Origin of the sequence: Streptomyces sp. NPDC085944 (genome assembly GCF_040686295.1) — a bacterium.
GTDB classification, from domain to species: domain Bacteria; phylum Actinomycetota; class Actinomycetes; order Streptomycetales; family Streptomycetaceae; genus Streptomyces; species Streptomyces salinarius.
This window is the reverse complement of record NZ_JBFBJX010000002.1, coordinates 289,951-308,950: the sequence shown is the minus strand read 5'-3', so window position 1 is coordinate 308,950 and position 19,000 is coordinate 289,951. Positions and strand designations below refer to the sequence as shown.

Below are 19,000 nucleotides of genomic sequence, written 5' to 3'. Positions count from 1 at the left end.
CGTCAAGGTGCAGCGCCCCCGAAGGGACCGGGATTCCCGCCCACCGTCGCATTTCGGCCACGAAACGGCCGGGCGAGTGATGAGGATCTCGCCGCACACGGGCACCAAGGCTGGTACACCGGCCGTTCTTGGGGCACGATCTGCGACAGGCCCGTAAACCTACGGCTGCGTAACTTTCGACTGGGAACCCCCTTCCCAGGCTGACAAGGAAGGGTCCGACCCGCCCATGGCAGAACTCGTCTACCGTCCGGTCATCGGTCTCGCCCGCACCATGTTCAAGGTGTGGGACCTCAAGATCGACTGCCGTGGATCGGAGAACATCCCGCGCACGGGCGGCGCCGTACTGGTGAGCAATCACATCAGCTACCTGGACTTCATCTTCGACGGCCTGGCCGCGCTGCCCCAGAAGCGGCTGGTGCGCTTCATGGCGAAGGACTCGGTCTTCCGGCACCGCGTCTCCGGCCCGCTGATGCGCGGGATGAAGCACATCCCGGTGGACCGCAAACAGGGCGAGGCGGCCTATGCGCACGCCCTCGACTCGCTGAAGTCCGGCGAAATCGTCGGGGTCTTCCCCGAGGCGACGATCTCCGAGTCCTTCACCCTGAAGAGCTTCAAGTCGGGAGCCGCGCGGCTCGCGCAGGAGGCGGGCGTCCCGCTGGTCCCCGTGGCGCTGTGGGGCACCCAGCGGCTGTGGACCAAGGGGCACCCGCGCAACTTCAAGCGCAGCCACACCCCCATCACCATCCGGGTCGGCGAGGCGATGGAGGCCTCGCGCGAGCAGTACGCGGGCGCGATCACCCGGCGGCTGCGCGAGCGGGTGCAGGAGCTGCTGGAGGCGGCGCAGCGCGCCTACCCGGTGCGCCCCAAGGGGGCCGACGACACCTGGTGGATGCCGGCCCACCTCGGCGGCACGGCACCGACGCCCGAGCAGCTGCGCACGGCTCAGGCGCACTGAGCCGGATGTATCACAGGGCGGTGGGCAGGCTTTCCCACAGCTGCGGGCGGTCGACGGCCGCCTCGAGGACGGCCAACACCTTCGGATGCGGTGCCGCGTACAACTCCGGAAGGTCCGCCTCGCCCGCCGCGCGGTCCGGCGTGAAGGCCAGTCGCTCCCTCCCCAGGGAGAACTGCGCGTTCACGCCGGGCTTGTTCCCGCGCGGATCCTGTCGGTGCCAGGCACCGTCCAGACGTACGGCGACCAGCCCGTGCACCACGTCGAACCGCTGGTAGCACAGCGCCGTGGGGATGTCCTCGGCCCGCAGCAGCGCGGCCAGCGCGTGCGCCTTGGCGTAGCAGATGCCGGTGCGCTGCTCAAGGACGTCGGAGGCCCGCCAGGTGACGCGCGGGTCCCCCGAGTCCTGTGAGTGCGGGATGGTGTCGCGCACGAACTCGAACGCCAGCCGCGCATAGGCATACGAGTCCTCCGCCTCCCTGGCGAGCCGGCCGGCCACCTCTCGTACGTGCGGGTGCTCATGGTTGACGGCCTCGTCGGCAGTGAGGTAGGCAGACAGGTCAGAGGACTTCTGGATCAGCTCCATGCCCGCAGAGCATAGGAAAGCGATCACCCGCCAGTCAATGACTTTTCAAGTGACCGCATACCTATGCATGATCCGAGGGTGCCGGGCGGGGTCTCGTCAGCGCGCCATCTCCTCCTTGACGGCGGCCACGAACGCGTCGACGTCGTCCTCGGCGGTGTCGAACGCGCACATCCAGCGCACATCCCCGGCGGCCTCGTCCCAGAAGTAGAAGCGGAAGCGCTTCTGCAGGCGCTCGCTCACCTCGTGCGGCAGGCGGGCGAAGACCGCGTTGGCCTGCACCGGGTAGAGGACCTCCACACCGTGCACGGCCCGCACGCCCTCGGCCAGGCGCTGGGCCATCTCGTTGGAGTGCCGGGCGTTGCGCAGCCACAGGTCCTTGGCCAGCAGCGCCTCCAGCTGGACGGACACGAAGCGCATCTTGGAGGCGAGCTGCATGGACAGCTTGCGCAGGTGCTTCATGTGCCGCACCGCGTCCTGGTTCAGCACCACGACCGCCTCGCCGAACAGCGCGCCGTTCTTGGTGCCGCCGAGGGAGAGGAGGTCGACGCCGACCGCGTTGGTGAACGTGCGCATGGGCACGTTCAGCGAGGCGGCGGCGTTGGCTATCCGGGAGCCGTCCAGGTGCACCTTCATGCCGTGCGCGTGGGCGTGCTCGCAGATGGCGCGGATCTCGTCGGGCGTGTAGAGGGTGCCCAGCTCGGTGCTCTGGGTGATCGAGACGACCTGCGGCATCGCGCGGTGCTCGTCCTCCCAGCCGTACGCCTGCCGGTCGATCAGGTCGGGCGTGAGCTTGCCGTCCGGGGTGGGGACGGTGAGCAGCTTGAGGCCGCCCACGCGCTCGGGGGCGCCGCCCTCGTCGACGTTGATGTGCGCGCTCTCGGCGCAGATCACCGCGCCCCAGCGGTCGGTGACCGCCTGGAGCGCGACGACGTTGGCGCCGGTGCCGTTGAATACCGGGAACGCCTCGGCGGCGGAACCGAAGTGGCTGCGGATCACGCGCTGGAGGTTCTCGGTGTACTCGTCCTCGCCGTACGCGACCTGGTGCCCGCCGTTGGCCAGGGCCAGGGCGGCGAGCACCTCCGGGTGGGCCCCGGCGTAGTTGTCGCTGGCGAAACTGCGGACCTCGGGGTCGTGATGGCGACGCGCGTCGGTCTTCGGGGGGTTCACGGCTTCTCGGTCAGCCACAGACGGTTTCCGTTCACTTCCGCGGCGGGCTTGTCCCAGACGCCGGCGACGGCCTCGGCGAGGTCGCGCACGTCCGTGAAGCCCGCGAACTTCGCGTTGGGGCGCTCGGCGCGCATCGCCTCGTGCACCAACGCCTTGACCACCAGGATCGCAGCCGCCGACGTCGGCCCCTGCTCGCCCCCCGCCTTGCGGAAGTAGTCCGCCATGGCCAGCGTCCACGCCTCGGCGGCGGCCTTGGCGGCGGAGTAGGCGGCGTTGCCCGCGGTGGGGCTGGAGGCGCCGGCCGCGCTGATCAGGACGTAGCGGCCGCGGTCGCTGCGCTGGAGCGCCTCGTGGAAGGCGAGGGACGTGTGCTGCACGGTGCGGACGAGCAGCTTCTCCAGGAGGTCCCAGTCGCCGAGTTCGGTCTTGGTGAAGGTCTTGCTGCCGCGCCAGCCGCCCACGAGGTGGACCATGCCGTCGATCCGGCCGAACTCCTTCTCGGTGCGGTCGGCCCAGGCCCGGGTGGAGTCCAGGTCGAGCAGGTCGACGGTCTCGCCCGTGACGGTGGCGCCGCCGTGCGCGTAGCGCGCCGCATCCACGGCCTCGGCCAGCCGCTGTGGGTCGTTGTCCGCGCCGACGACGGTCGCACCCGCCTCGGCGAGCCGCAGCAGCGCGGCCCGTCCGGCGGGTCCGCCCGCCCCCGCCACCGCGATCACCGCGCCGTCGAGCGCCCCGTTCCCCATGGTCCTCGCCTCCCGAGCCTGTGTCTGCCGTGCCTGTTCCTGCCCGTTGCCGCCGTCGCTCACGCGGCGGCCCGCTCGGCGCCGTCCACGGCCCCGGTAATGCCCCGGGTCGAGCCGATCACCTTCTTGAGCTTCTTGGACAGGGCCTCGTAGAACATGCTCAGCGGAAACTCGTCGGGAAGCACGTCGTCGACGAGTTTGCGCGGCGGGAGGGTCAGGTCCAGGGCGTCGGGGCCCTTGGCCCACTTCGAGCCGGGGTGCGGGGCGAGGTAGGTGGAGACCAGCTCGTAGCCGGCGAACCAGTGGACGATCTTCGGGCGGTCGATGCCGTCGCGGTAGAGCTTCTCGATCTCGCCGCACAGCTGGTTGGTGACCTGCGGGGCGCGCTGCCAGTCGATGAACAGCTTGTTGTCCGTCCAGCGAACGACGTCGTGCTTGTGCAGGTAGGCGAAGAGGAGCTGGCCGCCGAGGCCGTCGTAGTTGCGCACCCGCTCGCCGGTGACCGGGAAGCGGAACATGCGGTCGAAGAGCACCGCGTACTGCACGTCGCGGGCCTGCGGGACGCCTTCGTCCGTCAGCTTCACGGCCTCCCTGAAAGCGGTGAGGTCGCAGCGCAGCTCCTCCAGGCCGTACATCCAGAACGGCTGGCGCTGCTTGATCATGAAGGGGTCGAAGGGCAGGTCTCCGTGACTGTGGGTGCGGTCGTGGACCATGTCCCACAGGACGAACGCCTCTTCGCAGCGCTTCTGGTCGTGCACCATCGCGGCCACGTCCTCGGGCAGCTCCAGGCCCAGCAGGTCCACGGCGGCCTCGGTGACGCGGCGGAAGCGGGCGGCCTCGCGGTCGCAGAAGATGCCGCCCCAGGAGAAGCGCTCGGGGGCCTCGCGCACGGCGATGGTCTCCGGGAAGAGGACGGCCGAGTTGGTGTCGTAGCCGGCCGTGAAGTCCTCGAAGGTGATGCCGCAGAACAGCGGGTTGTCGTAGCGAGTGCGCTCCAGTTCGGCCAGCCAGTCGGGCCAGACCATGCGCAGCACGACCGCTTCGAGGTTGCGGTCCGGGTTGCCGTTCTGTGTGTACATCGGGAAGACGACCAGGTGCTGGAGGCCGTCCGCGCGGTTCGCGGCGGGCTGGAAGGCCAGCAGCGAGTCGAGGAAGTCGGGCACCTGGAAGCCGCCGTCGGCCCAGCGGCCGAGGTCGCTCACCAGGGCCTCGTGGTAGGCGCGGTCGTGCGGCAGCAGCGGGGACAGCTCGCGCACGGCCTCGGTGACCCGGTGTACGGCGTCCTCGGCGGCGGCCCGCTCGGGGGCGCCCTCGGCGTCGAAGTCGATCGACCCGTCCTTCGACTGCCATGGCCGAATCCGCTCCACGGCATCCTTGAGCACGGGCCACGCCGGGTGCTCAACCACCCTGCTCGCCGGAGGAATGCTTTCCTCCGCACCCACCTGCACAAGAATTTCCGTCATGTCCGATCCTCCACGGGAGAAGCTAGCGTGACGACACCGTAGACATACGACGTTTCTCCAATCAAGGGGTAGCTCCGTAAATTATCCTGCCTCACCCCACGCTTCGCCGCACTTTTTCCTGTCGAGCACCGGATTCGTATACCCGGCGCGGCACGGGGGAAACGCTCCGGCAGGGCCGTTAGGCTGCGCCCTGCCCACGCCGACGTCGACGGAAGCGAGTCGAGCCTTGAACTTCCTCACCATCGGTCACCGCGGAGCGATGGGTGTCGAACCCGAGAACACCCTGCGCTCCTTCGTCGCCGCCGAGCAGGCCGGCCTCGACGTCGTCGAGCTGGACCTGCACCTGAGCAAGGACGGCGCGCTCGTCGTCATGCACGACGCCGACGTGGACCGCACCACCGACGGCACCGGCGCGATCGCCGACAAGACGCTGGAGGAGCTGCGCGCCCTGGACGCCGGGCGCGGGGAGCGGATCCCGGTCTTCGAAGAGGCACTGGACGCCGTGTCCGTGCCGTTGCAGGCCGAGATCAAGGACGCGGCGGCCGCGCGCGTCCTCGCCGAGGTGATGCTCCGCCGGGACCTGGTGGACCGGGTGGAGGTGATCTCGTTCCACGACGAGGCGATCGTCGAGATCGCCCGGCTGGTGCCGGGGGTGCGGACCGCGCTGGTCGCGCAGTACTACGGCCCCGAGGTCGTGGACCGCGCCGTGAAGGCGGGAGCCCGGGCCCTGTGCCTCGACATCAACCGCATCACGCTGGAGATCGTGAAGAAGGCCCGCAAGGCGGGGTTGCGCGTCTTCTCCTGGACCGTGAACACCCAGGACCACCTGCGGCTGGTGCGTGCCCTGGGGCTGGACGGCGCCACCACCGACTACCCGGAGATCAAGCGCACCGGCCGCTTCACCGCCTGAGCGGCCGGCGGCGGCCACAGCGGCCGCGTCCGCGTCAGGCCAGCGGCTTGACCAGCAGCTCGAACCGCAGGTCGTCGCGCTGCGGGATGCCGAAGCGCTCGTCGCCGTACGGGAAGGGGGTCGTCCGTCCCGTACGGCGGTAGCCGCGGCGCTCGTACCAGGCGATGAGGTCCTCGCGCACGGAGATCACGGTCATGTGCATCTCCGTGACGCCCCACGTCTTGCGGGCCTGCCGTTCCGCCTCCGCGATGATCGCCTTGCCCAGTCCCTCGCCCTGGAGCGCCGGGCTGACGGCGAACATCCCGAAGTAGGCGTGCGTCCCGCGGTGCTCGAGCTGGCAGCAGGCCACTACCACGCCCTCCCGCTCCACCGTCAGCAGACGGCTGTCGGGCGCCTTGACGACGTCCAGTACGCCCTGCGGGTCGGTGCGCTGCCCCTGGAGGATGTCCGCCTCGGTGGTCCACCCGGCCCGGCTGGACTCCCCCCGGTAGGCGGACTCTACGAGCGCCACGAGCGCGTCCACGTCGGCGGCGGTGGCGTCGCGGTAGGTCAGTCGACTGGGCGCGGTGTCCATGTGGGGCGTCTCCGGTTCGGTCTCGGGCGCGTCGCGGGCACCGATGAGCGTAACGCCGTCGGCGCGCGCCACTACGCTCGGGACGCATGGTGCACGTACTCAGCAGCCGGACCCTGCTCCGCCCCACCGACCCCGACCGCTCGCGCGCCTTCTACGGCGAGCAACTCGGTCTCGCCGTCCACCGGGAGTTCGGCACGGGTCCGGAGCGGGGCACCGTCTACTTCCTCGGCGGCGGCTTCCTGGAGGTCTCCGGGCGTTCCGAAGCCCCCGTCGCCCCCACGCTCGCCCTGTGGCTCCAGGTCGAGGACGCGGCGGCGGCCCACGAGGAACTGCGCGCCAAGGGGGTCGAGATCGTGCGCCCGCCGGTCAAGGAGCCGTGGGGCCTGGTGGAGATGTGGATCGCGGACCCGGACGGCACCCGGATCGTGCTGGTGGAAGTGCCCGCCGAGCATCCGCTGCGCTACCGGCCGGGGATCTGAGCCGCCCGGGACGCACGGCGGCCGGTGCGCGTCCCTGCCGGATGGCCGCGGCCCCGGGCCGGCCTTAGCGTGCTGAGGAGGATGGACGGTCCGCGGCCCCGGCGGAAGGACGCCACCACGATGAAGCTCCACGAACCGGTGACCGGCGGGCCCTGCCTGGCGGAGCTGGGGACCACCGACCTGGAAGCCGCCAAGAGGTTCTACACCAAGCTGTTCGGCTGGTACCCCGAAACGGATCGGCGGCAGCAGGCGGGCGGTTACACGATCGCCCGGATCGACGACGCGGCGGTCGCCGCCCTGACCCCGCTGTATCAGCCGGGTCAGCCCGTCGCGTGGAACGTGTCCTTCGCCGTGCGCGACGCGGACGCGGCCGTGCGGGCGGTGACGGCGGCCGGCGGTGCGGCGCTCCAGGGGCCCACGGACGTCTTCGACGCGGGCCGGTTCGCGGTGGCCGCCGATCCGACCGGGGCGGTGTTCCAGCTGTGGCAGGGCCGCTCGTTCCCCGGGGCCGGGCTGTTCAACGCGCCCGGCTCGCTGGGCTGGGTGGAGCTGCTGACCCGGGAGCCCGACCGGGCCGCCGACTTCTACGAGACGGTGTTCGGCTGGAGCGTCACCGCCTCGCGGCGCTATCCGCAGTGGGGCATCGACGGGGCGGACTTCGGCGGCATGGTGACGATGGACGACAAGTTCCCGCACGAGGTGCCGGCGCACTGGCTGCCGTACTTCGCGGTGGCGGACGTGAACGCCGCCGCGGTCGACACGACCGACGGCGGCGGCAGCGTGCTCATGGAGCCGACGTCGGTGCCCGACCAGCCGCGCATCGCGGTGCTGCGGGACCCGCAGGGCGCGATGTTCGGCGTGTACCTGGCGGGCGCCGAGCGCTGATCCGCACAGCGCGCGGCAGGCCGGCGCCGTGCGGAGGGCGATCAGGCCCGCAGCGCGTCCAGGCGGCCCTCCAGCTGGCCGAGGAGCCCGCCGAGGAGCGCCGCCAGCTCGTCCTGCCGGGGCCCGTCCACGCCGGACAGGACGGCGGACTCGTAGGCGAGCTGCTCCGGCAGGATGCCGTCGACGAGGTCGCGCCCGGCCTCCGTGAGGCGGAGGTGGGCGACCCGGCGGTCCCGGGTGTCGCCGCGCCGTTCGACGAGGCCGCGCTCGGTGAGCTGCTTGAGACGCTTGGTGACGGCGGCGCCGGAGGAGAAGGTCTCCCGGGCCAGCTCGCCCGGAGTCAGCTCGTGGCCCGTGCGGCGCAGCGCGCCGAGCAGGTCGAACTCGGCGCGGCTGAGGCCCGCCCGGCGCAGCGGTGCGTCCTCGGCCTGCTGGAGGAGGGCGGCGCAGCGGTTGATACGGCCGATGATCTCCATCGGCCCCGTGTCGAGGTCGGGGCGGACGGCCCGCCACTGGCGCACGACGGCGGCCACGGTGTCCCCGCCCGGTCCCGTCCTGCCGTCGCCGGCCGGCCCGTCGTGGGCTCCCCCGTCGGTTGCGGTCATGGCCGTACGTCCTCCGTTCTCGTGCCCGTGTCCCGGTCCGGACGCGCTGCCTGGCGTCGCACCGCCTCGGCGAGCGTACGGTGTCCGGACTGCTCGGCGAGCACGACCCTCTCCTGGGGCAGTGCGCGTCCCCACCATTCGCCGGCCGCGCCGTCGGCGGTGGCCCTCAGGTCGGTCAGCGCGGCGGCCAGGCCGCGGCGGGCGGCCTCAAGGGCACCGGGAACGGGGGCGGGCTCCGCGAGGAGGCGCGCGGTGCGCTCCCGGGCGCGGTCGGCCGCGGTCACCGCCTGCTCGACGCGACCGCCGGCGGGCCGGTTGGTGACGACCACGGCGGCCAGGAACCCGACCAGGGCCCCGACGAGGGTGTCCACGGCCCGCTCGGTCATCAGCTCCCCGGGGGCCTGGTAGCCGGCGAACTCGGTGACGAGCAGGGCCATCGGGGTCACGCAGACGGTGCCGAGCCAGTAGTTGCGGGTGATGAGGGCCTCGGCGCCGAAGTTGAGGGCGAGGCAGCACAGGACGAGGAGCACCTGCCCGAGGTGGGCGAGCGGGGCTATGGCGGCGAAGAGCAGCACGCCCGCGAGGTTGCCGACGACGCGCTGCACGGCCCGGCTCCAGGTCAGGGTGATGTTGGCCTGGTAGAGCGCGGCGGCGGTGACCAGGGCCCAGTAGGGGCGGCCGATGCCGAGGGCGAGGGAGGCGTAGCCGGCCAGCGCGCAGCCGAGGGCGGTACGGACGGCGATCGGGGTCAGCGGACCGAGCCGGTGCCGCAGGGGCGCGGGGCGGGCGGCGAGTTCGGCGTCCGCGCCGAGGAGTTCGTCGGTGTCGGCCGGGGCGTCGCCGGTGCGGGGGATCCGGCCGCCGCCGCGCAGGGCGTGGGCCCAGGCGCTCAGCCGCTCGGGGTCGGTGTCGGCCGGTGCGGCCAGTGCGACCTCGGCGCGGACGACGAGGCGTTCCAGGGCGTGCCGGGTGGTGGCGCGGGCGCCCGTCGCGGGCAGGGACAGCAGCGTCTGCCAGGCGGCCTGTACGGCGGCGTACCCGGCGGCGCGCAGCGGGGCGTGGCCCTCGCCGGTGCCGCGGGTGGCGGCGTACGCGGCGGCGGCGTTCAGTGCCTGGGCGGTGGCCCGGCGTTCCGGACCGTGCGGTCGGACCAGGGCGGGTGCCAGGCCGACCAGCCAGGCCCAGACGCCGGCGGCGGTGGCCAGCGTCAGGTGCCCGGGGACCTGGGCGAGGGTCTGCGGGGCGAAGAGGGCGGCGGAGGTGATGAAGGCCGGGATCACGTGGCCCGGCGGGCCGACGCGGGTGGCGTCGCACACTGCCTTCTGCACGGCCGCCAGCAGGGCGCCGACGGTGACGAGGACGACGGCGTCGCGGGTGAGCGAGGCGGCGACCAGGGCGACTGCGAGGCCGCCGATCATGCCGAGCACGACCCCGGCCAGGGTGCGGGCGCGGGCGGCGTAGGGGCGGTTGTGGGCATAGAGCGCGCACAAGGACCCCGCCATCGTGTACATCGCCAGGTCGAGCCTGCCGATGGCCAGCAGGAGCAGGTTGGGAGGGGCGACGGCGGCGACCGAGCTCAGGGCGGGTTTGAACCAGATCTCGGAGGGACGGCGCAGGCGCAGCACGCCGGCCAGGGACAGACGTCGGGCCGGTGGGGTGCCGGGGGTGGGGGTCGCACTGCTCATGGATATGAGATTAACAAGTGTTTTACCTGTAAACCTAAAGCCGGATGTGCGCCGGGCTGCCCGACCGACCTGCGGCGATCCACTGCGGCAGGCGCGCACGCTCCCCCTGATGCCCCCCGCGTACACCCTTGCGCTCGCGTGCGCGCCGCATGGCCCGGGCAGTCCTTGACGGACCGTGGACCGCGGAACGGGGAGGTGCGTGTGCACGGACCGGCGTCGTCCGGATGGCTGCTGGTCGCGCTGTGCGCGGCGACCGGCGCCTACTGTCTGCTGCGGATGCGCAGCAGTGTCGAGGAACAGCGCCGTGCCGCGGGCGGTGAGGCCCTGATGGGGTTCGGCATGGCGGCCATGGCCGTGCCCGCGGCGGTGTTCACGCCGCCGGCCTGGGTCTGGCCCGGCTACGCGGTGGTGTTCGGCGCGGCGGGGCTGCGGGCGCTGTGGGCGGCCCGGTCCGGGCGCCATCATCTGCACCACCTGGTGGGCGCCGCGGCGATGGTCTACATGGCGGTGGTGATGGCCGGCTCCCCCGCCCACGCGCACGCGCACGGCGCGTCCGGCACCCCCGTGCTGACCGGGGCACTGCTGCTCTACTTCACGGGATACGTCCTGCTGACCGGCGTACGTCTGATCCCCGTCGGGGCAGTGGCGGGGAGCGGCGCGGGGGCACCACCCGTGCCCCTGCCGGGGCGGGGCCCGGCTGCCGGCGGCCCCGCCGCGGCGGGTGGGTGGGGCGACCGGCCGGAGCTGGCGCGCGCCTGCCGGCTCTCCATGGCGATCGGAATGCTGGCCATGCTGCTGCCCCTGTGACACCGGCTGACACCGGCGAGGGCTCGGGTCCACGGTCCGGCCGTGGCCCGAGTCGGTCCAGGCCCGCCCGGCGCCCGAGGCCCGTTGAGGGGGCACGGTCACGGCCCGCCCCGGGGCCCGGCAGTCCCGCCCGGGGGCCCGCCCCGGGGGGCACAAGACTGCCCCGGGGCCCACAGGCCACCCAGGGACACGGACCCGCCCTGCGACCCACGGGCCGCCCAGAGGCCACGGTCGGGCCCGGCCCCGGAGTCCCTTCAAAGGCCGGGATCGCCCGGGGACCGGCGCCCCGGAGGCCAGGGCCCGGCCTGCCCCGGGTTTGCGGTGGGCAATCGTTGCCTGCGTCACTTTGCGCCTGCGGCCGTACTGCTGACGGCGCCGCGCTCATAGGCTGCCCCCATGATTCTCCCCGCGGCACTGCTGCTGCTCGGCGCGCTGACCGCCGTGCTCGCCCCCAGGCTGCTCGCCCGGGCCGACTGGCCGGACCGTGAACCGGTGGTCGCGCTGTGGGTCTGGCAGTGCGTGGTGGCGGCGGTGATCGTGTGCTGCGCGCTGTCGATGACGTTCAGCGCGGCGGCGGCCTGGCACGCGGTGGGCGGGCCCGTCTTCGCGACCGCTCCCGGCCCGGTGGTCGAGGCCTACGCGCTGGGCACCTCCGGTCTCTGGGCGGACACGACCGCCGTCACCCTGGCCTGCGGCGGCCTGTGGAGCGTCGTCATGCTGACCCGGGAGGTCGTGCGGGCCCGTTCCCGACGCCGGCTGCGCCGGGCCGAGCTGAGGCACCGCGCTCCGCTGCTGCCCGGCGAGGAGCCCGGCACGAGCCGGCTCGTCGTCCTGGAGGGCGAGCGGCCGGACGCCTGGTGGCTGCCCGGCACTCCCCCGCAGCTGGTGGTCACCACCGCGGCGCTGCGCCGCCTCGAGGGCCGCCAGTTGGACGCGGTGCTCGCCCACGAGAAGGGCCACGCGCAGGCCCGGCACGACTGGCTGCTGAACTGCTCCACCGCACTGGCGGACGGCTTCCCGCAAGTTCCGGTCTTCGCGGCGTTCCGCGACGAGATGCACCGCCTGGTCGAACTCGCCGCCGACGACGTGGCCTCCCGCCGCTTCGGCCGGCTGACGACCGCTCTCGCGCTGGTCGAACTCAACGAGGACCGCGGTGTCTTCGGCCCGTGCCCGACCGGCGGGGCCCACGTCCCGCAGCGGGTCCACCGCCTGCTCACCCCGCCGAACCGGCTGACGGCGGGCCGCAGACTGCGGCTGACGGCCGCCGCCGCGGTGGTCCCGGCGATCCCTGTCCTGGTGGCCTTCGCGCCGGGACTGAGCGCACTCGGCTGACCGGGGAACTGGCCCCGGAACCACCGGTTCGGGGAGGATCGCGGCATGCAGACGCCGCCGGTCGACACCCCGCCCGCCCCGCCGCAGCCGCCACGCACCGTCCTGCGCGTCACCTGGGTGCTGAGTGTGTGCTCCGCGCTCCTGCTCGCCCTGGTGGCCGTCGACTGGGGCCCGTTGGTGCGGCTGGACGACGACATCGCCGTCACCACCCACCGCTGGGCCGTCGACGAAGGCGGCGTCACCCACGCCATGCGGATCCTCACCGACTGGGTGTGGGACACCTGGACGATGCGTCTGCTGTGCGCGGCGGTGGTGCTGTGGCTGTGGTGGCGCCGGGCCGACCGGTGGACGGCCGTGTGGCTGGGGGCGACGTGCCTGCTGGGCAGCCTCCTGCAACAGGCCCTCAAGGCCGCGGTGGACCGCCCCCGCCCGGTCTGGCCCGACCCCGTGGACTCCGCGCACTACGCGGCCTTCCCCTCCGGGCACGCCATGACCGCGACGTTCGTGTGCGGCCTGCTGGTCTGGCTGCTGCACCACTACGGCGCCGGCCGCGACCTGCGCCGGGCCGGCCTCGCCGTGGCCGTGGTCTCCGTGGCCGGGGTCGGCGTGACGCGGGTGTGGCTCGGCGTCCACTGGGCCACGGACGTCCTCGGCGGCTGGCTGATGGGCGCCCTGATCGTGGCGCTCGCGGTGCTGGTGCACCGGCGATGGCATCCGTGAGCGGGGCGACCCACCGGGCCGGGCCCGCCCGCACCGCAGCGCCCCTCACGGCGCCCCCGCCACCCGCCTAGGATCCGGTACATGACCGCCGTTCTGTTCGACTTCTCGGGCACGCTGTTCCGTGTCGAATCCACCGAGTCCTGGCTGCGCGCGACGCTCGACGATGCCGGTCTGCGACTGCCCGCGCCGGAGTTGGCCGAGACGGCCGAGGCGCTCCGGCGGGCGGGAGCCCTGCCCGGCGGCGCACCGCCGCTGCGGGTGCCGGAGGAGCTCGCGGAATTGTGGGAGACCCGCGACGAGAGTTCGGAGCTGCACCGGGCCGCCTACACCGGACTGTCCCGGCAGGTACCGCTGCCGGACCCCGGCCTGCACGACGCGCTCTACGAGCGGCACATGTCATCGGGCGCCTGGAGTGCCTACCCCGACGCCGCCGAGGTGCTGGACACGCTGCGCGGGCGAGGAATCGCCGTGGGGGTGGTCAGCAACATCGGCTGGGACCTGCGGCCGGTCTTCCGGGCGCACGACCTCGACCGGTACGTGGACACCTACGTCCTGTCGTACGAGCACGGCATCCGCAAGCCCGATCCCAGGCTGTTCGGCGTCGCCTGCGCGGCGCTGGGCGTGGCGCCGGAGCGGACGCTGATGGTCGGGGACGACCGGGGTGCGGACGGCGGTGCGACGGCGCTGGGCTGCGGGGTGCACTTCGTGGACCACCTGCCGGTGGCCGAGCGCCCGGCGGGACTGCGGCCGGTGCTGGACCTCGTTCCATAGCCCGAGGCAACCAACCAAGTGGTGCCATCCGCCTCGGACGATCCCCCGTGTCGCCCGAGGCAGACGGTAGCCGGAGCAACCCTGGAGGCCCCTCCGTCTGCGCCGAGTATAGTTGGCTGGCAGCCAGTCAACGCAGGAGTACAGGATGTCCCCGCGCAGCGCCTCGGTCAATGAAGAATTGCGGCGGCGCTCGAAGGAGCGTCTTCTGCAGGCCGCCGTGGAGCTCGTGGGCGAGCGCGGGTACGAGGCGACCACGCTGGGCGACATCGCGGACCGGGCGGGCTCGGCACGCGGACTGGTCTCGTACTACTTCCCCGGCAAGCGCCAGCTGGTGCAGTCCGCCGTGCACCGGCTGATGCACCGCACTCTGGAGGAGGCCCTGGAGCGCGAGCCCCGCACCACCAAGGGGCGCGAGCGGCTGGCACGGGCCATCGACGCGATCCTGGGACTCGCCCGGGACCGTCCGGTGCTCATGCGCCAGCACATGGCGGGACTGCTCCAGGCGGAGGTGGGTTTCGTGCCCTGCCCGGAGCAGCGGCGGCTGGCGGAGCTGCTCCGGGACACGGTGGCCCGGCACGGCTCGCGGGACGTCGACCGCGACTATCCGATGCTGCGCGCCCAGCTGATGGGCGCGGTCTTCGCGGCGCTCGTGCCCGGGGTGCCGATGCCGGTGCCGGAGCTGCGCGCCGAGCTGTTCGAACGCTATCGGCTGGACTGGAAGCTGGGTGTCCCGCCGGACGCCGAGGCGCCCGGCGGGACGGTGTGCGACCCGGACCTGTCGCGGTTCTTCGCGACCGGCCTGTCGGACCGGCCGGCCCGGACCGACGAAACCGGCCGGACGGACCGGACGGATCCGACGGGCCGGACCGCTCAGTCGAAGTAGTCCGGCTGCGTCTGTGTGTTGAGCTCCCGCAGGTGGATCCGCTTGGCCGGGTCGGTGCGCCGGTCGCTGAGCTTGAGGACGTCGAATCCCTTGGCGATGTCGTTCGAGTAGATGTAGCCGTTGTAGTAGTACGCCGACCACGAACCGCCGGTGTTCATCGTGTCGGTGCTCAGCGGTCCCCGCTCGAAGTAGGCGATCTCCCTGGGCCGCGAGGAGTTGGTGAAGTCCCAGACGGAGACACCGCCCTGGTACCAGGCCTGGACCATGATGTCCTTGCCCTTGACCGGGATCAGCGAACCGTTGTGGGCCACGCAGTTCTCGGTGTCCGCCTGGTGGCGCGGGATCTTGAAGTAGCTGCGGAAGACCAGCTTGCGGTGGTCGCCCCGGCCGACGATGTCGTAGATGCCGTCGGCGCCGCGGTTCGGGCCGATCTCCGCGTTGCAGGTGGCGGCGCCGCCGCCGCCCAGCTCGTCGGTGAACACGACCTTGTTCGCGCGCTGGTTGAAGGTGGCCGAGTGCCAGAACGCGAAGTTCACGTTGTCCTGGACGCGGTCGATGACCTTCGGGTGCTCGGGGTCCTTGATGGAGAACAGGATGCCGTCGCCCATGCAGGCGCCGGCGGCCAGGTCCTCGGAGGGCAGGACGGTGATGTCGTGGCAGCCGGTGGTCTTGGAGACGCCCGGGTTGGTGGGCCCGCCCGGGTTGCCTCCGCCGTCGGGGCCCTCACCGGGGAAGAGCACGGGGAAGCCCACGAGGGCCGCCCGCTCGGGTGCCTTGCGCGGCACCTTGATCACGGAGATCCCGTCGTGCGGCGGCTGGCAGTCGGGGTAGGCGGCGTTCGGCGAGTACGAGGAGACGTAGATGTAGACGTTCTTGCGCTCGGGCACCAGCGTGTGGGTGTGCGAGCCGCAGGCGGTCTCGACCGCGGCGACGTACTTCGGGTTCCGCTTGTCGCTGATGTCGAAGACCTTCATGCCCTCCCAGGAGGACTTCTCGGTCGCGGGCTGCGTGGTGCTGTTGCAACTGCTGTCGCTGCGCGAGGAGTCGGTCGACAGGAAGAGCAGGTCGCCGGAGACCGAGATGTCGTTCTGCGAGCCGGGGCACAGCACCTGGGCGACGGTCTCGGGCTTCTTCGGGTTCTTGATGTCGAAGATGCGGAAGCCGTCGTAGTTGCCGGCGAACGCGTACCGGCCCTGGAAGGCCAGGTCCGAGTTGAAGCCGGACAGCGCGTCCTTGGGGATGTTGGTCAGGTGCTCGATGTTGTCGGAGTGGACCACCTCGTCCTGGCCGGGTGTCCCACCGCTCTCGATGGCGTCGCGGACCTCGGCCCGCGCGCTCTTGGACACCTCCTTCGACGTGGCCGGACCGTCCCCGGGGTCGGGGGTCGCCACGGCCGGGCCGGCGGTGAGCAGCGCGGACAGGAGTCCGGCGGCGACGGCCGCGACTCCCAGACGTCTGCGCCGCGTTCGCGGGTCGTTCAACAGGGTCACTGTTTCCTCCCAACGTCCGTTCCGGTTGGAACGGTTCACGCTCCCGGCAGTATCGTCTTCGCCATGCCCATATCAACAGAGGGCAACAAACACGCAATGCAGTTTTTTGATCACGGAAGCGCGGAAGCGTGCTAGGACGGTCACCGCACCCACAAGGTGCCCCGTTTCCCTCCACCCAGAGGGCCCCGTAGTCACAGGAGGTCGTTGTGTCCTTTCGCCCCGCGATGTCCGGCGCTTCGCTCGTCACGGCCTCGTTGACCGCCTTGGCGGTGCTCGGGCTGGGGGCGTGCGACTCGGGCCCGGACACCGGTTCGGCGGCTGCCGCCGGACCCTCGGTGATCGCCCCGGGCAAGCCGGGCGAGGGCAACCGGACCCTGTCCGCCGAGGCCGCCGAGAAGCAGCGGGCCGACGACGACTCACCCAACTCCGCGGACGTCTCCTACGCGCGGATGATGATCCTGCATCACGCCCAGGCACTGGAGATGACCGAACTGGCGCCCACGCAGGCCGAGTCCGGCCGAGTCAAGAAGCTGGCCGAACGGATCTCCGCCGCCCAGGGCCCGGAGATCAGGGCGATGGAGGGCTGGCTCGCGACCCACGGCGAGAAGGTGGCGGGCGCCGGGCACGATCACTCCGCGATGCCGGGCATGGCGACCGAGGCACAGCTGAAGAAGCTGCGCGCGGCACGAGGGAAGGCGTTCGACCAGCTCTTCCTCACGCTGATGATCACTCACCACGAGGGGGCGATCAGCATGGCCACGGACGTGAAGTCCGAGGGCAACAACGTGCTGGTCGAGGAGATGGCCGACGACGTGGTGGCCCAGCAGACGAGCGAGATCACCCGGATGCGCGCGATGCTGTGACGGCGCGACGGTCCGGCGCCCGGCCCGGCGCCCGCGCGTGACTCAGCGACGCGCGCGACGGGGCGTCAGGAACCCCTCGTCGCGTGCCTGGCCGATCAGCCTGAGCGACTTGCGCCTGCTGTGCCCGGTCGCGCGCATCACCGCGAGGACCGGGTCACCGCCCTCCTCCCGGGCCGCCCTGTACTCCTGGGCGACGAGCCTGCGCCCCTCCCGGCCGCGCGGCCACGCGGGTCGGGCCCGCCGCGACGCCGCCGGCAGGCCACGGGCGGGGGCGGGCACACAGGCCTCGAAGAGCGGGTCCTCCAGCCACTCGGCCAGTACAGCCAGGTCGTCGAGGGACAGCGGCGGCCGCGCCCGTACGTCCTCGACCCGCACGTTGTCACCGGAGAGCACGGCGAGCGCATCCACCCGGGCGCCGTCGGCGAAGGTGAGCCGGACATCGAACCACGACGTCGTGGTGGAGCCCTCGCTCACCACCCAGGCGTGCCGCACGGACATCTCACCGTCGCCCGGACAGCGGTCGGAAAGCTGAAGAGAACGATCAACGAAGGATGCTTCGAGCACATACGCAACGTAACCGAATGATCACATTCCATACGAACAGAACACGCTTCGTTCAGCGCGGGCAGCACCCCGTCAGCGGAGCGGGCCCGCGCGATGCCGGCCGGAGTCAGTCGCTCCGCACGGCCGCGACCTGGCGGGCGGCCGCGGCCAGCAGGGCGTCGAGCAGCCCGGGGAAGAGGGCGTCCAGGTCGTCCCTGCGCAGGCCGTTCATCTTGGCCGTGCCCCGGTAGGCCTGCCGCACCACCCCGCTCTCGCGCAGCACCCGGAAGTGGTGGGTGGTCGTGGACTTGGTGACCGGCAGGTCGAAGTACGAGCACGCGAACAGGGCGTCACGGCGCCGGCACGCTGAACATCTCCGGCTTCGCCGTCAACAACTTCGGCACCTTCGTCCGGTCCTGCGGCAACTGCTCGACCCAGCACAAGCGGACCACCAACCTCAGCGGCATCGAGGTCAACTGGAAGGGCGGCCGGATCGCCGGCATCAACACCAACTACGGCGACAGCGCGACCCTGCGCAACATCACGATCGTCGGGGACAGCAGCAGGAAGATCGTCCCGTGCCAGAAGTACATCGGCAACGACGACGGCGACGAGCCGGACTCGAACGGCTCGGGGGCCAACGGGACGTACTGCAAGTACTCCTCGTCCGACATCACCTACAAGTGAGGCGTCAGGTCCGGGTGCCGTGCGCCCGGACCCGACCGGACTGCTCCCGCTGGTAGCGCGCATAGGCGTCCCTCAGGGCCGCCCCCGGCCAGTGCGGCGGGAGCAGTTCCGCGGGCAGCACCGGGTCGGCGAGCAGGTGCCGTACGACGGCCGCGAAGGCCGGGAGACGGTCGGCCGGACGCCGGACGCGGTCGACGTGGGCGAGCAGCGCCCGGGCCGTGTCCGCCCAGTCGGCCAGCGGCCACAGGCGCGCAGCGAGTTCCGCGGCCGGGGAGCCGGGACGCGAGACGAGGCACTCGGCCACCCGGTCGAGGTCTGCGGGCAACGGGCGGTCGAGGTTGGCGGGGCGCAGCCAGACACCCTCGCGGAGTTCGGCCAGGCGCAGGGCGGTCAGCCGGGTCCGCAGCTCGGCACGGGCGGCGGGGCCGCGCCCCGTCGCGGTGACCACGAGCGTCTCCCAGTCGCCGCCCCACGCGCGCGTGTGCGGGCCGAGCGCCTCGTCCTGGCGCCGCTGGCGCTCCAGCAGCCGCTCGCTGAGCCGGTATCCGGTGTCCGTGCGCCGCAGGTCCCCGGCGGCGGCCATCCGGCTGAGCGCCGCGCGCGCGGTGGAGGCGCCGACGTCGAACCCTTCCACCAGTCGCACCAGTTCCCGCGCCGGCAGCTCCGGCGGGTGGGTGCCGAGCAGCAGGCTCAGGACCACCGACCGCGCGGACAGCGGACGCAGCGTGAGCCCGTCGAAGGCCCCGGAACCGTTCATCCGCGCGGGCACGTGTCGTTCGTCCACATGGGCACGTACTGTACGTGCGCCCACCGTGTTGCACTATTGCTGCGGTCGCACGAAAAGTGCAACACTCG

Annotated in this window: 20 protein-coding genes and 2 pseudogenes; 11 read left to right on the top strand and 11 right to left on the bottom strand. The window is 72.3% G+C overall.

What is annotated here, in order from left to right; all coding sequences use genetic code 11:
- Positions 1-226: 226 nt before the first annotated feature.
- Positions 227-955 carry a lysophospholipid acyltransferase family protein gene (locus tag AB0P07_RS05125; RefSeq protein ID WP_365545275.1) on the top strand — a complete coding sequence of 243 codons (729 nt, stop codon included), beginning with the start codon at positions 227-229 and terminating at the stop codon, positions 953-955.
- Positions 956-965: 10 nt separating this feature from the next.
- On the opposite strand, the gene AB0P07_RS05120 is transcribed toward AB0P07_RS05125, so the two are convergent.
- The 4 genes from AB0P07_RS05120 to AB0P07_RS05105 form a co-directional block, all read right to left on the bottom strand.
- Positions 966-1,538, bottom strand: a complete 573-nt coding sequence (locus AB0P07_RS05120; RefSeq protein ID WP_365545273.1) for a transglutaminase domain-containing protein — start codon at positions 1,536-1,538, stop codon at positions 966-968.
- A 96-nt stretch (positions 1,539-1,634) separates the two neighbouring features.
- Positions 1,635-2,705: a low specificity L-threonine aldolase gene (locus tag AB0P07_RS05115; protein ID WP_365545270.1), complete on the bottom strand. Its 1,071-nt coding sequence runs from the start codon at positions 2,703-2,705 to the stop codon at positions 1,635-1,637.
- Positions 2,702-3,448 carry an SDR family NAD(P)-dependent oxidoreductase gene (locus AB0P07_RS05110; RefSeq protein WP_365545268.1) on the bottom strand — a complete coding sequence of 249 codons (747 nt, stop codon included), beginning with the start codon at positions 3,446-3,448 and terminating at the stop codon, positions 2,702-2,704. The genes AB0P07_RS05115 and AB0P07_RS05110 overlap by 4 nt, the downstream gene beginning before the upstream one ends.
- 59 nt (positions 3,449-3,507) lie before the next feature.
- Complete coding sequence (locus tag AB0P07_RS05105) at positions 3,508-4,911, bottom strand: DUF6421 family protein (protein WP_365545265.1); 1,404 nt, start codon at positions 4,909-4,911, stop codon at positions 3,508-3,510.
- Between the two features lie 226 nt (positions 4,912-5,137).
- On the opposite strand from AB0P07_RS05105, the gene AB0P07_RS05100 reads away from it, so the two are divergent.
- Complete coding sequence (locus tag AB0P07_RS05100) at positions 5,138-5,821, top strand: glycerophosphodiester phosphodiesterase family protein (protein WP_365545262.1); 684 nt, start codon at positions 5,138-5,140, stop codon at positions 5,819-5,821.
- 34 nt (positions 5,822-5,855) lie between these two features.
- Here the strand turns inward: AB0P07_RS05100 and AB0P07_RS05095 are convergent, their stop codons facing one another.
- A complete protein-coding gene (locus AB0P07_RS05095; protein WP_365545259.1) occupies positions 5,856-6,395 on the bottom strand; it encodes a GNAT family N-acetyltransferase in 540 nt (179 codons plus the stop codon).
- An 86-nt stretch (positions 6,396-6,481) separates the two neighbouring features.
- On the opposite strand from AB0P07_RS05095, the gene AB0P07_RS05090 reads away from it, so the two are divergent.
- Together AB0P07_RS05090 and AB0P07_RS05085 are read left to right on the top strand one after the other, a co-directional pair.
- A complete protein-coding gene (locus AB0P07_RS05090) occupies positions 6,482-6,874 on the top strand; it encodes a VOC family protein (protein ID WP_365545256.1) in 393 nt (130 codons plus the stop codon).
- Between the two features lie 120 nt (positions 6,875-6,994).
- Complete coding sequence (locus AB0P07_RS05085; RefSeq protein ID WP_365545253.1) at positions 6,995-7,759, top strand: VOC family protein; 765 nt, start codon at positions 6,995-6,997, stop codon at positions 7,757-7,759.
- Between the two features lie 41 nt (positions 7,760-7,800).
- Here the strand turns inward: AB0P07_RS05085 and AB0P07_RS05080 are convergent, their stop codons facing one another.
- Both AB0P07_RS05080 and AB0P07_RS05075 read right to left on the bottom strand, forming a co-directional pair.
- Entirely contained in the window at positions 7,801-8,364 is a 564-nt protein-coding gene (locus tag AB0P07_RS05080) for a MarR family transcriptional regulator (protein WP_365545250.1), read from the bottom strand.
- Entirely contained in the window at positions 8,361-10,049 is a 1,689-nt protein-coding gene (locus AB0P07_RS05075; RefSeq protein WP_365545248.1) for an FUSC family protein, read from the bottom strand. Before AB0P07_RS05075 ends, AB0P07_RS05080 begins: the two co-directional genes overlap by 4 nt.
- 201 nt (positions 10,050-10,250) lie before the next feature.
- Here AB0P07_RS05075 and AB0P07_RS05070 point away from each other — a divergent pair, with 201 nt between their 5' ends.
- The 5 genes from AB0P07_RS05070 (at position 10,251) to AB0P07_RS05050 (ending at position 14,562) form a co-directional block, all read left to right on the top strand.
- Positions 10,251-10,856: a DUF5134 domain-containing protein gene (locus AB0P07_RS05070; RefSeq protein ID WP_365545245.1), complete on the top strand. Its 606-nt coding sequence runs from the start codon at positions 10,251-10,253 to the stop codon at positions 10,854-10,856.
- Between the two features lie 396 nt (positions 10,857-11,252).
- Positions 11,253-12,188: a M56 family metallopeptidase gene (locus tag AB0P07_RS05065; RefSeq protein WP_365545242.1), complete on the top strand. Its 936-nt coding sequence runs from the start codon at positions 11,253-11,255 to the stop codon at positions 12,186-12,188.
- Positions 12,189-12,233: 45 nt separating this feature from the next.
- Positions 12,234-12,908, top strand: coding sequence for a phosphatase PAP2 family protein (locus tag AB0P07_RS05060; protein ID WP_365545239.1), 675 nt, complete (start codon positions 12,234-12,236; stop codon positions 12,906-12,908).
- An 81-nt stretch (positions 12,909-12,989) separates the two neighbouring features.
- On the top strand, positions 12,990-13,679 hold the full coding sequence (locus AB0P07_RS05055; RefSeq protein ID WP_365545236.1) for an HAD-IA family hydrolase: 690 nt from the start codon (positions 12,990-12,992) through the stop codon (positions 13,677-13,679).
- Positions 13,680-13,824: 145 nt separating this feature from the next.
- A complete protein-coding gene (locus AB0P07_RS05050) occupies positions 13,825-14,562 on the top strand; it encodes a helix-turn-helix domain-containing protein (RefSeq protein ID WP_365545233.1) in 738 nt (245 codons plus the stop codon).
- On the opposite strand, the gene AB0P07_RS05045 is transcribed toward AB0P07_RS05050, so the two are convergent.
- Positions 14,550-16,052 carry a hypothetical protein gene (locus tag AB0P07_RS05045; protein WP_365545230.1) on the bottom strand — a complete coding sequence of 501 codons (1,503 nt, stop codon included), beginning with the start codon at positions 16,050-16,052 and terminating at the stop codon, positions 14,550-14,552. The two genes, AB0P07_RS05050 and AB0P07_RS05045, sit on opposite strands and share 13 nt — an antisense overlap.
- Before the next feature lie 206 nt (positions 16,053-16,258).
- Here AB0P07_RS05045 and AB0P07_RS05040 point away from each other — a divergent pair, with 206 nt between their 5' ends.
- Positions 16,259-16,915 carry a DUF305 domain-containing protein gene (locus AB0P07_RS05040; RefSeq protein ID WP_365545227.1) on the top strand — a complete coding sequence of 219 codons (657 nt, stop codon included), beginning with the start codon at positions 16,259-16,261 and terminating at the stop codon, positions 16,913-16,915.
- 42 nt (positions 16,916-16,957) lie between these two features.
- On the opposite strand, the gene AB0P07_RS05035 is transcribed toward AB0P07_RS05040, so the two are convergent.
- Positions 16,958-17,413 (bottom strand): DUF6214 family protein, encoded by a 456-nt coding sequence (locus tag AB0P07_RS05035; RefSeq protein ID WP_365545224.1) that lies wholly within the window; start codon positions 17,411-17,413, stop codon positions 16,958-16,960.
- Positions 17,414-17,585: 172 nt separating this feature from the next.
- A pseudogene (locus AB0P07_RS05030) lies at positions 17,586-17,798 on the bottom strand (helix-turn-helix domain-containing protein); the annotation flags it as partial.
- Positions 17,799-17,809: 11 nt separating this feature from the next.
- On the opposite strand from AB0P07_RS05030, the pseudogene AB0P07_RS05025 reads away from it, so the two are divergent.
- A pseudogene (locus AB0P07_RS05025) lies at positions 17,810-18,145 on the top strand (pectate lyase); the annotation flags it as partial.
- Between the two features lie 4 nt (positions 18,146-18,149).
- On the opposite strand, the gene AB0P07_RS05020 reads toward AB0P07_RS05025, so the two are convergent.
- On the bottom strand, positions 18,150-18,902 hold the full coding sequence (locus tag AB0P07_RS05020; RefSeq protein ID WP_365545857.1) for a PaaX family transcriptional regulator C-terminal domain-containing protein: 753 nt from the start codon (positions 18,900-18,902) through the stop codon (positions 18,150-18,152).
- Positions 18,903-19,000 lie beyond the last annotated feature (98 nt).

Bases quoted from the DNA above. Each gene is read 5' to 3' on its own strand.
- AB0P07_RS05085 (WP_365545253.1), top strand. From the start codon at position 6,995: ATGAAGCTCCACGAACCGGTGACCGGCGGGCCCTGCCTGGCGGAGCTG.
- AB0P07_RS05105 (WP_365545265.1), bottom strand. From the start codon at position 4,911: ATGACGGAAATTCTTGTGCAGGTGGGTGCGGAGGAAAGCATTCCTCCG.
- AB0P07_RS05060 (WP_365545239.1), top strand. From the start codon at position 12,234: ATGCAGACGCCGCCGGTCGACACCCCGCCCGCCCCGCCGCAGCCGCCA.
- AB0P07_RS05125 (WP_365545275.1), top strand. From the start codon at position 227: ATGGCAGAACTCGTCTACCGTCCGGTCATCGGTCTCGCCCGCACCATG.
- AB0P07_RS05095 (WP_365545259.1), bottom strand. From the start codon at position 6,395: ATGGACACCGCGCCCAGTCGACTGACCTACCGCGACGCCACCGCCGCC.
- AB0P07_RS05055 (WP_365545236.1), top strand. From the start codon at position 12,990: ATGACCGCCGTTCTGTTCGACTTCTCGGGCACGCTGTTCCGTGTCGAA.
- AB0P07_RS05080 (WP_365545250.1), bottom strand. From the start codon at position 8,364: ATGACCGCAACCGACGGGGGAGCCCACGACGGGCCGGCCGGCGACGGC.
- AB0P07_RS05020 (WP_365545857.1), bottom strand. From the start codon at position 18,902: ATGAACGGTTCCGGGGCCTTCGACGGGCTCACGCTGCGTCCGCTGTCC.
- AB0P07_RS05035 (WP_365545224.1), bottom strand. From the start codon at position 17,413: ATGTCCGTGCGGCACGCCTGGGTGGTGAGCGAGGGCTCCACCACGACG.
- AB0P07_RS05050 (WP_365545233.1), top strand. From the start codon at position 13,825: ATGTCCCCGCGCAGCGCCTCGGTCAATGAAGAATTGCGGCGGCGCTCG.
- AB0P07_RS05120 (WP_365545273.1), bottom strand. From the start codon at position 1,538: ATGGAGCTGATCCAGAAGTCCTCTGACCTGTCTGCCTACCTCACTGCC.
- AB0P07_RS05110 (WP_365545268.1), bottom strand. From the start codon at position 3,448: ATGGGGAACGGGGCGCTCGACGGCGCGGTGATCGCGGTGGCGGGGGCG.
- AB0P07_RS05075 (WP_365545248.1), bottom strand. From the start codon at position 10,049: ATGAGCAGTGCGACCCCCACCCCCGGCACCCCACCGGCCCGACGTCTG.
- AB0P07_RS05065 (WP_365545242.1), top strand. From the start codon at position 11,253: ATGATTCTCCCCGCGGCACTGCTGCTGCTCGGCGCGCTGACCGCCGTG.
- AB0P07_RS05090 (WP_365545256.1), top strand. From the start codon at position 6,482: ATGGTGCACGTACTCAGCAGCCGGACCCTGCTCCGCCCCACCGACCCC.